General features: G+C 71.5%; 14 protein-coding genes. 5 read left to right on the top strand and 9 right to left on the bottom strand.

From position 1 onward, the window contains the following. Positions 1–162: 162 nt before the first annotated feature. The 3 genes from ACWGIU_RS13685 to ACWGIU_RS13675 are packed head-to-tail and all read right to left on the bottom strand — an operon-like array spanning position 163 to position 2,076. Entirely contained in the window at positions 163–945 is a 783-nt protein-coding gene (locus ACWGIU_RS13685; protein WP_453705405.1) for a DUF3710 domain-containing protein, read from the bottom strand. Between the two features lies 1 nt (position 946). Beyond that, a complete protein-coding gene (dut, locus tag ACWGIU_RS13680) occupies positions 947–1,492 on the bottom strand; it encodes a dUTP diphosphatase (protein WP_030008773.1) in 546 nt (181 codons plus the stop codon). Beyond that, complete coding sequence (locus tag ACWGIU_RS13675) at positions 1,492–2,076, bottom strand: PaaI family thioesterase (protein ID WP_453705403.1); 585 nt, start codon at positions 2,074–2,076, stop codon at positions 1,492–1,494. The genes dut and ACWGIU_RS13675 overlap by 1 nt, the downstream gene beginning before the upstream one ends. A gap of 58 nt (positions 2,077–2,134) precedes the next feature. Here ACWGIU_RS13675 and ACWGIU_RS13670 point away from each other — a divergent pair, with 58 nt between their 5' ends. Further along, positions 2,135–2,599 carry a DUF3093 domain-containing protein gene (locus ACWGIU_RS13670; RefSeq protein WP_453705401.1) on the top strand — a complete coding sequence of 155 codons (465 nt, stop codon included), beginning with the start codon at positions 2,135–2,137 and terminating at the stop codon, positions 2,597–2,599. Positions 2,600–2,652: 53 nt separating this feature from the next. Here the strand turns inward: ACWGIU_RS13670 and ACWGIU_RS13665 are convergent, their stop codons facing one another. The 4 genes from ACWGIU_RS13665 to ACWGIU_RS13650 all read right to left on the bottom strand — a co-directional run bounded on the left by ACWGIU_RS13665 (position 2,653) and on the right by ACWGIU_RS13650 (position 6,183). Beyond that, the gene (locus ACWGIU_RS13665; RefSeq protein ID WP_453705399.1) at positions 2,653–3,585 is read right to left on the bottom strand and encodes a hypothetical protein; all 933 of its coding nucleotides are present in this window, start codon (positions 3,583–3,585) and stop codon (positions 2,653–2,655) included. A 12-nt stretch (positions 3,586–3,597) separates the two neighbouring features. Then, on the bottom strand, positions 3,598–3,894 hold the full coding sequence (locus ACWGIU_RS13660) for a DUF4193 domain-containing protein (RefSeq protein ID WP_030008769.1): 297 nt from the start codon (positions 3,892–3,894) through the stop codon (positions 3,598–3,600). Positions 3,895–4,276: 382 nt separating this feature from the next. Further along, positions 4,277–5,524, bottom strand: coding sequence for a sensor histidine kinase (locus ACWGIU_RS13655; RefSeq protein ID WP_453705397.1), 1,248 nt, complete (start codon positions 5,522–5,524; stop codon positions 4,277–4,279). 5 nt (positions 5,525–5,529) lie between these two features. Continuing rightward, a complete protein-coding gene (locus tag ACWGIU_RS13650) occupies positions 5,530–6,183 on the bottom strand; it encodes a response regulator transcription factor (protein ID WP_453705395.1) in 654 nt (217 codons plus the stop codon). A 244-nt stretch (positions 6,184–6,427) separates the two neighbouring features. Between ACWGIU_RS13650 and ACWGIU_RS13645 the strand changes: the two genes are divergently transcribed. Further along, entirely contained in the window at positions 6,428–6,607 is a 180-nt protein-coding gene (locus tag ACWGIU_RS13645; RefSeq protein WP_030008766.1) for a hypothetical protein, read from the top strand. 129 nt (positions 6,608–6,736) lie between these two features. Here ACWGIU_RS13645 and ACWGIU_RS13640 read toward each other — a convergent pair whose 3' ends face one another. Both ACWGIU_RS13640 and ACWGIU_RS13635 read right to left on the bottom strand, forming a co-directional pair. After that, positions 6,737–7,540 carry an inositol monophosphatase family protein gene (locus ACWGIU_RS13640; protein ID WP_453705393.1) on the bottom strand — a complete coding sequence of 268 codons (804 nt, stop codon included), beginning with the start codon at positions 7,538–7,540 and terminating at the stop codon, positions 6,737–6,739. A gap of 11 nt (positions 7,541–7,551) precedes the next feature. Then, on the bottom strand, positions 7,552–8,706 hold the full coding sequence (locus tag ACWGIU_RS13635) for a ferrochelatase (protein ID WP_453705391.1): 1,155 nt from the start codon (positions 8,704–8,706) through the stop codon (positions 7,552–7,554). A gap of 174 nt (positions 8,707–8,880) precedes the next feature. On the opposite strand from ACWGIU_RS13635, the gene ACWGIU_RS13630 reads away from it, so the two are divergent. The 3 genes from ACWGIU_RS13630 to sepH all read left to right on the top strand — a co-directional run. Continuing rightward, positions 8,881–10,137, top strand: a complete 1,257-nt coding sequence (locus ACWGIU_RS13630) for an MFS transporter (protein WP_453705390.1) — start codon at positions 8,881–8,883, stop codon at positions 10,135–10,137. Beyond that, entirely contained in the window at positions 10,085–11,416 is a 1,332-nt protein-coding gene (locus tag ACWGIU_RS13625; protein WP_453705388.1) for a D-arabinono-1,4-lactone oxidase, read from the top strand. The genes ACWGIU_RS13630 and ACWGIU_RS13625 overlap by 53 nt, the downstream gene beginning before the upstream one ends. 592 nt (positions 11,417–12,008) lie before the next feature. Then, positions 12,009–12,993 (top strand): septation protein SepH (sepH, locus tag ACWGIU_RS13620; RefSeq protein WP_453705386.1); only part of this gene is annotated, 985 nt, incomplete at its 3' end.

Below are 12,993 nucleotides of genomic sequence, written 5' to 3'. Positions count from 1 at the left end.
CCGATACGCGCCCCGGCGCCGATCCCTGACGGATCCCTCACCCCCGCGGGGACGCGGAGACGCGGGTGGGACGCGAGACGCGGGTGGGCCCCCCCCCGACGGATTTGGCCCCCCCGGCCGAAACGCATGACGAGCCCCCCTGTGCGCGGGGGCCGTCCGAGGTCAGCGGACCTCGGTGATCTCCGGGCCCCGTTCGAGCTGCCCCATGCCACCGCCGAAGCGGGAGCCTTCCTGGTCGTCCGTCTGCACGCCGTCCGGCACCATCTGGGCGTCGTTCGGCAGCTTCAGGACGATCGGGTCGCGGGGAGCCATCGGGCCGTCACCGCGGACGACGACGGTGTCCCGGAAGATCTGCTCCAGCACACCCGCCGACTCGGGGCGCACCGCGCCCTGGCCGGAGATGACGCCGCGCAGGAACCAGCGCGGGCCGTCGACGCCGACGAAGCGGACCAGCTGGGCGCCGGTCTGCCCGTCCGGGAGCGGTACGGGCACCTGGGCGCGCAGCTCCCAGCCCAGCGAGCCCTGGGCCTCGTCGATGATGCCGCCCTGCTGGGTGATACCCGCGGCGATCTCCTCGCGGACCTCGCCCCAGATGCCCTCCTTCTTGGGCGCGGCGAAGGCCTGCAACTGCACGGCACTGTCACCCAGGACCACGGTCGCGGCCACGATCGCGTCACCGGCGACCTCGACGCGCAGCTCCATGCCCTCGACGCCGGGTACGAGGATGCCGCCCAGGTCGACCCGGCCGTCGGCCGGGTTCCCGAGCACCTCGGAGATGTCCCAGGGGCCGTCGGGCCGCGGGGCCGGCGGCAGGTTCACCCTGCGCGGCTGGGCAGCGCTCTCCTGCTCGCCCGCTTCGTCCTGCTCAGCGCCGACGCCGTCTACGACCTGCTCGGCCGCGCCGCCGTCCTTGGCGGAGTCGTTCTTCTTGCGACGTCCGAACACGTCACTGTCCTTCCCGGTCGGTTACGACCGAAGCGTAGCCATTCCCACCCTGCTGACCAGCCCCGGATCCGGCCACGGCCGCATGACCGCCGGTGGAGCCGAAGCCCCCCTCGGCCCGGGCCGAGCCGGGAAGTTCCGCCACCTCGTGGAAGCGCACCTTCTCGACCCGCTGGACAACCAGCTGGGCAATGCGGTCGAAACGCTCGAACCGGACGCTCTCGCGAGGGTCGAGATTGACCACGATCACCTTGATCTCCCCACGGTACCCGGCATCCACCGTCCCCGGGGCATTCACGAGCGCGAGCCCGCAGCGTGCGGCCAGGCCGGACCGCGGGTGCACGAAGGCCGCGTACCCGTCGGGCAGGGCGATCGAGACACCGGTGGGCAGTACGGCGCGCTCGCCGGGCTCCAGCTCGGCGGCCTCGGTGGTGACGAGGTCGCAGCCGGCGTCACCGGGGTGCCCGTATGCCGGAATCGGCACCTCCGGGTCGACGCGGCGGATCAGTACGTCGACCGGCCGGTGGGAGTCGTGGTTGCTCTGGGACATCAGGGGTTCACCTCAAAGGCGCGTGCGCGCCTGACCTGGTCCGGGTCGGCCATCGCCGCCTGGATCTCCTCGGGCCGTCCGTTGTCGATGAAGTGGTCGACCTTCACCTCTATGAAGAGGGCGTCGGCACGTACGGCGACCGGGCCCTGCGGTCCGCCTATCCGGCCGACGGCCGTGCAGTAGATCTTCCGCCCGGCGACGGCTGTGACCTCGGCCTCCAGGTACAGCACGGTGTCCACCGGCACGGGCCGCACGAAGTCGGTCTCCAGCCGCCCCGTCACCGCGATGACGCGCAGCAGCCAGTTCAGGGAACCCAGCGTCTCGTCGAGCGCGGTGGCGAGCACCCCGCCGTGAGCCAGACCGGGTGCGCCCTGGTGCGCGGGCTTGACGGTGAACTCGGCGGTGATGGACACGCCCTCGCCCGCCCGGGCCTCCAGGTGCAGTCCGTGGGGCTGGCCCCCGCCGCAGCCGAAACAGTGCTCGTAGTGCGCTCCGAGGAGCTCGCCGGGGGCGGGCGCGTCAGGATGCCTGACCGGCGCGGCGGCGTCGGCCGGGGGCGTCAACGCTGTGTTTCGTCCACTCACAGCCGCAGACCTTACCCGCGCGGCTACCCACCGGTCGCCTCGTGGCAGGCTTGACCGTATGCAGCTCTCCCCCGCGCACCACGACGAACGTCTGACCGCCCCCCGCTCCTGGTGGGGCGTCGCCGTACTGGTCGGCCTCGCCTGCGCCTTGATGCTGCTGCCGCTGGGCACGATGCCGCTGCTCGCCGGGCTGGTCGGGGGCACGGCGCTGGCCGGGCTGGTGGTGAGCTCGTACGGCTCCGCGCGCGTGCGCGTGACGGGTGGTGCGCTGGCGGCCGGGGACGCACGGATCCCGGTGACGGCCCTGGGCGAGCCCGAGATCCTCGACGCCGAGGAGTCGCGCGCCTGGCGCACGCACAAGGCGGACACGCGCGCCTTCATGCTGATGCGCAGCTACGTGCCGACCGCGGTCCGGATCGAGGTCACCGATCCGGCCGACCCGACCCCGTACGTCTACGTCTCCACCCGTGAGCCGCAGGCCCTGGTGGCGGCCCTGCTCGCCGCCCGCACCCAGGCGGCCTGACCGGCCGGCGGGTCCGGTGGCCGGCCGGGGCGGATCGCCCCCGGCGGATGACCTCAGCCGTGCGCGGAGGGATCCGCGGCCTCCAGTGCGATCCTGGTGGCCTCGGGAAGGGGCTGTGCGGGCCCTTCCAGGGGCGGCAGGGAATTCAGGGCCTCCCAGCCCACAGCCCGCCTCCGCAGGTCACCACGGACCTTCTCGGCGAGTTTGCGGGTGTCCCGCCGGTTCATGACCGCGCCGACGGCGGCGCCCACCATGAACGGCATGAGGTTGGGCAGGCTGCGGAACATCCGCTTCATGATCTGCTGGCGCAGTTCGCGCTTCATCTGCCCGCCGAGCGCCGCGTTCAGCGTGGTCGGCTTGGTCAGGTCGACCCCGCGCTCCTCCGTCCAGGCGGTCAGGTAGGCGAGACTGCGCTCCTTGACCCCGCCCCGGGGGCGCCGGCCGTAGACCTCGTGGAGTTCTGCGATGAGCTTGAGCTCGATGGCCGCGACCGCGGTGATCTCGGCCGCCAGTTCCGCAGGCATGGCGGGCGGCACGGGCAGCATGGCCGCGGCGCCGATTCCCGCGCCGACGGTCGAGGTGGCGGCGCAGGCGCCCGAGACCAGCTTTTCGGCGAGCTGCTCGGGGCCGAGGCCCGGGAACTGCGCGCGCAGTGTCGCGAGGTCCCGAACCGGAACGCGCGGTGCGTTCTCGATGATCCTGTCGGTGATGTACAGGGCGGCGTCCCTGACACTTTCGCCGCCCTTGCGCACGCCGTTCTTGACGGCCTGCATCCGGCGAGCCCCGAAGCCGTGCCGGGACCCCTCGTCGGGATCGGTTTCCGACGGCGCCGCCGGGGCGGTGTCGGAAGGTAGGGCGATCGCCGCACTGGCGGAGCCGCCGGAAGCCCCAGGAGCCGTTTCCGGATCCATGGATGCCACCTGCGTCTCCGCCGGATCACCAGATTTCCGGAAGCGTCGCTTCCGAAAGGGTGTGGAGCCAGCCACGGCCGACGCCTGTCAGTCGCAGTCGCGACAGATCGGCTGACCGTTCTTCTCACGTGCCAGCTGGCTGCGGTGGTGCACCAGGAAGCAGCTCATGCAGGTGAACTCATCGGCCTGCTTGGGCAGGACCCGGACGGCCAGCTCCTCATTGGAGAGGTCCGCACCGGGAAGCTCCATGCTTTCGACAGAGTCGAATTCGTCCATGTCCGCGGACGAGGTCGACTTCTCGTTGCGCCGGGCCTTCAGCTCTTCGATGCTGTCGTTGTCGACGTCATCGTCGGTCTTGCGCGGGGTGTCGTAGTCCGTTGCCATTGTTCGCTCTCCCCCTCTGGGTGTTAGCGGTGTCTCAGCGCACGTAACGCACGAGAGGCCGGACTTGTGCCCGACCTGAGGCGGAGATTTTGCCTCACATCAAGGTCTGTTACTCAATCGACACCCAGCCGCCCGCCCGGAGGACGATTGGCTGGGATGACGAGCGGGACCGTACACGGTCCGGGGCCCGTAGTGCACAAACGCCACCCCGTGTATTTCCCGCCATCCGAGGGGCCGGAAACCCGGACTTCCCGGGCTTTCCGGCCGCGCCGGGGTCACCGAACGCACATGGCCCGACACCGGCCCCTGTGATCGATCACACAGGACCAGTTGTTTTCACAGAGCAGGCATTCAGCCAAAAGCGAACACGAGGCGGGGGGTCTCACAAGGGAAGAGTGACACGCATCACGAGGCCACCGCCTTCCCGGGGCATCGCCTGGATCCTGCCGCCGTGTGCGCGCGCCACGGAGCGCGCGATCGACAGACCCAGTCCGACACCCTTGTCGCTGCCCGTGCGCTCCGTACGCAGCCGCCTGAAGGGCTCGAAGAGGTTGTCCACCTCGTACGCGGGAACAACGGGACCCGTGTTCGATACCAGGAGGACCGCCTGATCATGCTGGGCCTCGGTGACGACCTCCACCCAGCCGTCCTCCGGCACGTTGTACCGGACGGCGTTCTGCACCAGGTTGAGGGCGATCCGCTCCAGCAGCACCCCGTTGCCCTGCACGACGGCCGGCGCGCGCTCGCCGCGGATCTCCACACCCTTCGCCTCGGCCTCGCCGCGCACCTGGTCGACGGCGCGCGAGGCGACCTCCGCCAGGTCCACGGGTTTGCGCTCGACGATCTGGTTCTCGCTCCGGGCCAGCAGCAGCAGGCCCTCGACCAGCTGCTCGCTGCGCTCGTTGGTGGCGAGCAGGGTCTTCCCGAGCTGCTGGAGCTCGATCGGCGCCCCCGGATCGGAGAGGTGCACCTCCAGCAGGGTCCGGTTGATCGCGAGCGGCGTCCGCAGCTCGTGCGAGGCGTTCGCGACGAACCGCTGCTGGGCCGTGAAAGCCCGCTCCAGCCGGTCGAGCATGTCGTCGAAGGTGTCGGCGAGTTCCTTGAGCTCGTCGTCCGGTCCGTCCAGCTCGATCCGCCGGGTCAGGTCGGAGCCCACGACCCGGCGGGCGGTGCGGGTGATCTTGCCGAGCGGCGAGAGCACCCGGCCTGCCATCGCGTAGCCGAAGGCGAAGGCGATGATGCTCAGACCCAGGAGGGCCATCAGCGACCGGCTCAGCAGGTCGTCCAGGGCATGCCTTCGCTGTTCCAAAACGCATTGGTTGATGGCGGCGGTGAACTGGTCGAACGGCTGGTTGGTGCCGCTCACGCCGGAGCAGGTGGTGCTGGTGACCTCGATGTTCTGACCGCGGACGATCGTGAACGGGATGGCGTTGCCCTGCCGCAGGGCCTGCGCCGCCAGCAGGTAGATGATCGACAGCAGCAGGATCCCGGCGATCAGGAACATCCCGCCGTACAGCAGCGTGAGGCGTATCCGGATGGTCGGCCGCAGCCACGGGAAGGGACCCTCGGGCTGGCCGGGGTCCCACGTCGGTTTCGGTGGCGCCGCCGGTGGCGCCGGGGTGGCCGCCATGCGCATCAGATCCGGTATCCGGAGCCGGGCACGGTCACAATGACGGGCGGCTCACCCAGCTTGCGGCGCAGGGTCATCACGGTCACCCGTACGACATTGGTGAAGGGGTCGGTGTTCTCGTCCCAGGCCTTCTCCAGCAACTGCTCGGCGGAGACGACGGTCCCCTCGCTGCGCATGAGCACCTCCAGCACCGCGAACTCCTTCGGCGCCAGCTGGACCTCCTTGCCTTCGCGGAACACCTCCCGGCGGTTCGGGTCCAGCCTGATGCCCGCCCGCTCCAGCACGGGCGGCAGGGCGACCGTGGTGCGCCGCCCGAGCGCCCGCACGCGGGCGGTCAGCTCGGTGAAGGCGAAGGGCTTGGGCAGGTAGTCGTCCGCGCCGAGCTCCAGCCCCTCCACCCGGTCGCTGACGTCGCCGGAGGCGGTCAGCATCAGCACGCGCGTGGGCATGCCCAGCTCGACGATCTTCCGGCACACGTCGTCCCCGTGCACGAGCGGGAGGTCCCGGTCGAGCACGACTACGTCGTAGTCGTTCACGCCGACCCGCTCCAGGGCGGCGGCACCGTCGTACACGACGTCCACGGCCATGGCCTCCCGGCGTAGTCCGGTGGCCACCGCATCGGCGAGCAGCTGCTCGTCCTCGACGACGAGTACGCGCACGTCGTTTCCTTCCTCCGAGCCCAGAAGGGCACACGTGTATTGCGTCGCCCATCCTGCCCGTTTCGGCCGTAAACCGGCTGTAAGGCGGCTCGTGGAGGGGCTGACGGGGCGGAAGTGGGGATTCCCTGGCCTTCCGAGGTTTCTGGGCCCAGGGCGCAGGGGAGGACGAGATCACACCCCATCCACTCCCTGACGGCGGACAGCCACGCCGCCGCCGACCCACGAAGAGGGGGCGAACCCACCCATGGACGCATTCACCGCGGGTCTCCTGCAGCGCATCAGGACCACGCAGTCGGACCTCAGGCACGCCCGCGAGACGGGCGACGACTTCCTCGCGGAAGTGGAACTGGCGGAGCTGGAGGATCTCCAGCGCCTGGCCGCCGAGCACGGTGTCCCGGTCTCGGCCGCCGTGCCCGCCTGCTGATCCCCCGATCGGCCGGCCCGCCTTCACCCGCACGACCCCTGCACGACTCCCGCACCGATCGAGCTTCTGCACGGCCTGTGCACGACGTGGACCCCGGGCGCCCGAGTGGCGTCCGGGGTCCGCGTGCTTTCAGTCGTGCCAGGCTCCGGACTCCTCCAGCAGCGGCTGCAGCGAGGCGAACACGGCCGGTGTGGCGGCCAGGGTCAACTCGCCCGAGGCCGGCTCACCGGGACGGCCCCCGCTCACGGCTCCGGCCTCCCGGGCGATCAGGTCACCGGCGGCGAGGTCCCACGGGTTGAGTCCCCGCTCGTAGTACCCGTCCAGCCGCCCGGCGGCCACGTCGCACAGGTCCAGCGCCGCCGACCCGCCCCGCCGGATGTCGCGCACCACCGGGATGATCCGCGCCACGACCTCGGCCTGATGGGCCCGCCGGGTCTGCACGTATGCGAAGCCGGTCCCCAGGAGCGCCTGGTCCAGCGGGGCCGCCGGCCGGCAGGCGAGGCGCGTCGTACCCAGCCACGCGCCGCCGCCGAGGACCGCGTGGTAGGTCTCCCCGCGCATCGGCGCCGCCACGACGCCCACCACGGTCTCGCCGCCGTACTCGGCCGCGATGGACACGCCCCAGCTCGGCAGCCCGTAGAGGTAGTTCACGGTGCCGTCCAGCGGGTCGACGACCCAGCGCACCCCGCTCGTCCCCGGGGTGTCCGCGCCCTCCTCGCCCAGCAGCCCGTCCTCGGGCCGCCGCTCGGCAAGGATGCCGGTGATCAGCTTCTCCGCCGCGATGTCCATCTCGGTCACCACGTCGATGGGGCTGGTCTTCGTCGCCGCCACCGCCAGGTCGGCCGGGCGGCCGTCGCGCAGCAGAGCTCCGGCCTGCCGGGCGGCCTCCAGGCCCACGTCCAGCAGTTCGGCCTTCAGCTCGTCAGAGATCACGGTCCCACTTCCTACGCGTACGGACTGTCCACGCCCGCGGCCGCCGGCCGGGGGCTCCGCGCCGGGCAGCAGCCCACCGCGCACAGGTCATGACTCTGCCCCAGCGTGCCGACCCAGCACTCCGCCGCCCGCTCGCCGCGCTCCTTGGCGGCCCGCTCCAGGACCAGCTCCCGTACGGCCCCGGCGAAGCGCGGATCGGCGCCGACGGTCGCGGACCGCCGCACGGGCAGGCCCAGCTCTGCCGCCTTCGCGGTGGCCTCGGTGTCCAGGTCGTAGAGGACTTCCATGTGGTCGGAGACGAAGCCGATGGGCACCATGACGACGGCGGGCGCACCGGCGGCGTGCAGGGCTTCGAGGTGGTCACAGATGTCCGGCTCCAGCCACGGGATGTGCGGGGCGCCGCTGCGGGACTGGTAGACGAGCTCCCAGGAGTGCGCCACCCCGGTACGTGCGGCGACCTCGTCCGCGATCACCCGGGCGACATCGAGGTGCTGCTTGACGTACGCCCCGCCCTCGCCGTGCCCGGTGTGGTCCTCGACCGGACCGGAGGTGTCCGCGGCGGCGGTCGGGATGGAGTGGGTGGTGAAGGCGAGGTGCGCGCCGGAGCGCACCTGCTCGGGCAGCGCGGCGAGCGAGGCCACCACCCCGTCGATCATGGGCTCCACGAAGCCGGGGTGGTTGAAGTAGTGCCGCAGCTTGTCGACCCGCGGCAGCTCCACGCCCTCCTCGGCGAGCGTGGCCAGCGCGTCGGCGAGGTTCTCGCGGTACTGCCGGCAGCCCGAGTACGAGGCGTACGCGCTGGTGGCGAGCACGGCGATGCGGCGGCGCCCGTCGGCGGCCATCTCCCGCAGGACGTCGGTCAGGTACGGGGCCCAGTTCCGGTTGCCCCAGTAGACCGGCAGGTCCAGCCCGTGCCCGGCGAAGTCCTTGCGCAGCGCGTCCAGCAGCTCGCGGTTGTGCCGGTTGATCGGGCTGACCCCGCCGAATCCGAAGTAGTGCTGCCCGACCTCCTTGAGCCGCTCGCGCGGGATACCGCGCCCGCGAGTGACGTTCTCCAGGAAGGGCACCACGTCGTCGGGTCCCTCGGGGCCACCGAACGAGAGCAGCAGGAGGGCGTCATAAGGGGCGGCGGAGCCGCCGTCGGGGGCACGGAGGTGGTCTGACATGCCTCGAATCCTGCCACCCGGCGTCCGCGCCCGGGCAACGGACCCGGCCCGTCCCACACCTCGGACAGAAGGTAAGGTCACCCTTACTTCCTGTCGGTATTTTCCCCATGCGGGTGTCTTGTCGGCGGACGTAACCTGTGTGAACCGACCACGTCCCTTACGGAGGGCACCACCTTGCCCAGTCCCTACCGCGCGATCTTCGCGGCCCCCGGCACCAAGGGGTTCACAGCCGCAGGCCTGCTGGGCCGGATGCCGCTGTCCATGGTGGGCATCGGTGTCCTCACGATGATCACCGAGCTGGGCGGCAGCTACGGGCTCGCCGGCGCGCTCACCGGCACCATCGCGCTCTCCGCCGCCGCCGTGGGGCCGCAGGTCTCGCGGCTGGTGGACCAGTACGGACAGCGGCGGGTGCTGCGCCCGGCCACCCTGATCGCGGCCGCCGCGGTCACCGGCCTGCTGGTCGCCGCGGCGAACGGCTGGCCGAGCTGGACCCTCTTCCCCTTCGCCGTCGTCGCCGGATGCGTGCCCAGCGTCGGATCGATGGTCCGGGCCCGCTGGACGGCCCTGTTCCGCGACACCCCCCAGCTGCACACGGCCTACTCCTTCGAGTCCATCGTCGACGAGCTCTGCTTCATCGTCGGCCCGCCGCTCGCCGCGACCCTCTCGGCCGGCTGGTTCCCCGAGGCCGGCCCGGTCGTCGCCCTCGTCTGTCTGGTGACGGGCGTGTGGTGGCTGACGGCCCTGACCGCCACCGAGCCCGAGCCGCACCCGCACCACGAGCACACCGACCGGTCCTCGGCCCTGCGCTCCCCCGGCCTCCAGGTCCTCGTCGCGACCTTCGTCGCGACCGGCGCGATCTTCGGCTCCGTGGACGTGGCCACCCTGGCCTTCGCCGCGGAGCACGGCGACAAGTCCCTCGGCGGGGTGTTCCTGGCGGTCTGGGCGTTCGGATCCTGCCTGGCCGGCATCGTCTTCGGCCTGCTCCACTTCAAAGGCAAGGCCGAACCTCGCTGGGTACTGGGCATCAGTGCGATGGCCGTGAGTATGATCCCCCTCCTACTGGCCGGGAACCTTCCGTTTCTGGCCGTGGCGCTCTTCGTCTCGGGCCTCGCCATCGCTCCCACGATGATCACCACGATGGCCCTGATCGAGGCGCACGTGCCACACGCGAAGCTGACCGAGGGCATGACCTGGATCAGCACCGGCCTCGCGGTCGGAATCGCGCTCGGGTCCTCCGTGACCGGCTGGGTCGTCGACTCAGCCGGGGCGCGGACCGGGTACGTCGTCTCGGTCTCGGCGGGGGTGGCCGCGGCGGCGGTTGCGTTCGCGGGATACCGCCGGCTGACGAGGCCGGCGCAAGGGGAGGTGCCAGCAATCGATGGGGACGGCGACAGCAGGGCAGAGCGGCAGGGAACGGATCGCGTGGCATAACTGGGCGGGCAACATCATCGCCACACCGGCCCGCACGGTGACACCGGCCTCGGTCGGAGAGCTCCAGGAGGCGGTCCGCCGGGCCGCCGAGGACGGGCTGCGGGTGAAGGCGGTCGGCACCGGCCACTCCTTCACCGCGGCCGCCGCCACCGACGGCGTGCTGGTACGGCCGCAGGCCATGACGGGGATCCGGTCGATCGACCGGGCCGCAGGCACCGTCACGGTGGCGGCCGGCACGGTCATGAAGGACATGAACCAGGCCCTGGCCGCGGAGGGCCTGTCGCTCACCAACATGGGCGACATCATGGAGCAGACGGTCTCCGGCGCCACCAGCACCGGCACCCACGGCACCGGCCGCGACTCGGCCTCCGTCGCCGCCCAGATCCGCGGCCTGGAACTGGTCACCGCCGACGGCCGGCTGCTGACCTGCTCCGAGAAGGAGAATCCCGAGGTCTTCGCGGCGGCCCGGCTCGGCATCGGCGCGCTCGGCATCATCACCGCGATCACCTTCGCGGTGGAGCCGATCTTCTTCCTGACCGCCCGGGAGGAGCCGATGGGCTTCGAGCGGGTGACGGCGGAGTTCGAGGAGCACTTCGCGGAGAACGAGCACTTCGAGTTCTACTGGTTCCCGCACACCGGCAACTGCAACACCAAGCGGAACAACCGCAGCCAGGGCCCCGCCGCCCCGCCCGGACCCGTGAGCGCCTGGATCGAGGACGAGTTGCTCTCCAACGGCCTCTTCCAGGCCGTCAACTCGCTGGGCCGCGCGGTCCCGGCCACCATCCCCTCCATCGCCCGCGTCGCCAGCCGCGCCCTGTCGGCCCGCACCTACACGGACATCCCGTACAAGGTGTTCACCAGTCCGCGCCGGGTGCGCTTCGTGGAGATGGAGTACGCCCTCCCGCGCGGGCAGGTGGTCGAGGCGCTGCGGGAGCTGCGGGCGATGGTCGACCGCTCGGGGCTGCGCATCAGCTTCCCCGTGGAGGTGCGGACGGCTCCGGCGGACGACATCACGCTGTCGACGGCCTCCGGCCGCGAAACGGCGTACATCGCGGTGCACATGTACAAGAGCACCCCGTACCACGCCTACTTCACCGCGGCCGAGGCCATCTTCACGGCGCACGGCGGGCGTCCGCACTGGGGCAAGGTGCACACGCGGGACGCCGGCTACTTCGCGGAGGCCTACCCGCGCTTCGGCGAGTTCATCGCACTGCGCGACCGCCTTGACCCGGACCGGGTCTTCGGCAACGACTACCTGCGGCGCGTCCTGGGGGACTGAGCCGGTCCGGTCTCGGGGCGCGCTCGCGGCGCCGCCGGTTGCGACGCGTCCGGGCCGGGCGTCGTGGCCGGCGGCGTGCGCCCTGCCTCTCGCGCTTCTCCTCTTCCGGGAGTTACGGACCGCTGAGCGAAGCAGATAGTTCCGTTTCTGGTGATTATGTGAAGCAAGCCACCCGAAAACGGACCACGGGTGCAGGTCGGACCCGATCGAGGGCAGGCCAACTCCCGCCGTCCGAGGAAAGTTCGGCGGCGCGGCGGTCCACCCAGGTGGCCCGAATGGAGTACTGTGGCGAGCCCTGGGGCCGTCCTTCCTTTCGGATGTCCGGACTCGGGAGAGGGGGCCGACAAATGGAACACGGCACTCAAAGACCGGTGATGCCGCGGTATTGCACGGGCGCCTGCTGCGCACAGTAACCGTTCGGTCACTGTGCGTGCCCAACAGGTAACCGTGCCATAACGGCGATCAAGGGCGCATGCCCGACACGCCGGTTTAACTCGGCAAGGTTGTGGCAGGCTGCACCCGGGCAGGCCACACTCGACTAGCGGAAGCAGCGACGCACGTGACGTCGGCAGGCACCACCCGGGAGGTCCCCATGCCCGAACTGCGTGTCGTGGCCGTCTCCAATGACGGCACACGACTGGTGCTCAAGGCTGCGGACAGCACGGAGTACACGCTTCCGATCGACGAGCGGCTCCGGGCCGCCGTCCGCAACGATCGCGCGCGCCTGAACCAGATCGAGATCGAGGTGGAGAGCCACCTCCGCCCCCGCGACATCCAGGCCCGCATACGGGCCGGTGCCTCCGCGGAGGAGGTCGCTCAACTCGCCGGCATCCCCGTCGACCGCGTACGCCGCTTCGAGGGCCCGGTGCTCGCCGAGCGCGCGTTCATGGCCGAGCGCGCCCGCAAGACCCCCGTGCGCCGCCCCGGCGAGAACACCGGTCCGCAGCTCGGCGAGGCCGTGCAGGAACGCCTGTCCCTGCGCGGGGCCGAGAAGGAATCCGTCCAGTGGGACTCCTGGCGCCGCGACGACGGCACCTGGGAAGTCCTGCTCGTCTACCGGGTCGCGGCCGAGCCGCACTCGGCGAGCTGGACCTACGACCCGCCGCGCAGGCTGGTGGTGGCCGTGGACGACGAGGCCCGCTCGCTGATCGGCGAGTCCGAGGACCTGCCGGCGGCACCGGAGCCGAGCTTCCCGTTCGTGCCGAGGATCGCGCGGCTGCCGCGCGACCGGCCGCTGGACCGCGCCCTTGACCGGCAGCTGGAGCGGGCCGACAGCAGGCCCGCACCGGAACCGGAGGAGGAGCGGGACACCCTCACCAGCCTGCTGGAGGCGGTCCCGAGCTTCCGCGGCGACATGGTGGTCCCCGACCGCACCGAGACCCCGCAGGACACCGAACCCGAGGCGGAGGAGCCGCCGGCCCCTGCCGCCTCGGCGGGCGCGGGCGCCGCATACGCCGACGTCCTGATGCCGCGCACGGTGGCGGGTCACCGGGACCGCCTGACGGGCACCACCGACCGCCAGGCCGAGGCCGACGGGGTCCGCCCCGGGCGCCGGGCCGCGGTGCCGAGCTGGGACG

Source organism: Streptomyces sp. NPDC054840, assembly GCF_053611065.1.
The sequence above is the reverse complement of the archived record's forward strand: the minus strand, read 5'-3'. Positions and strand labels throughout refer to the sequence as shown.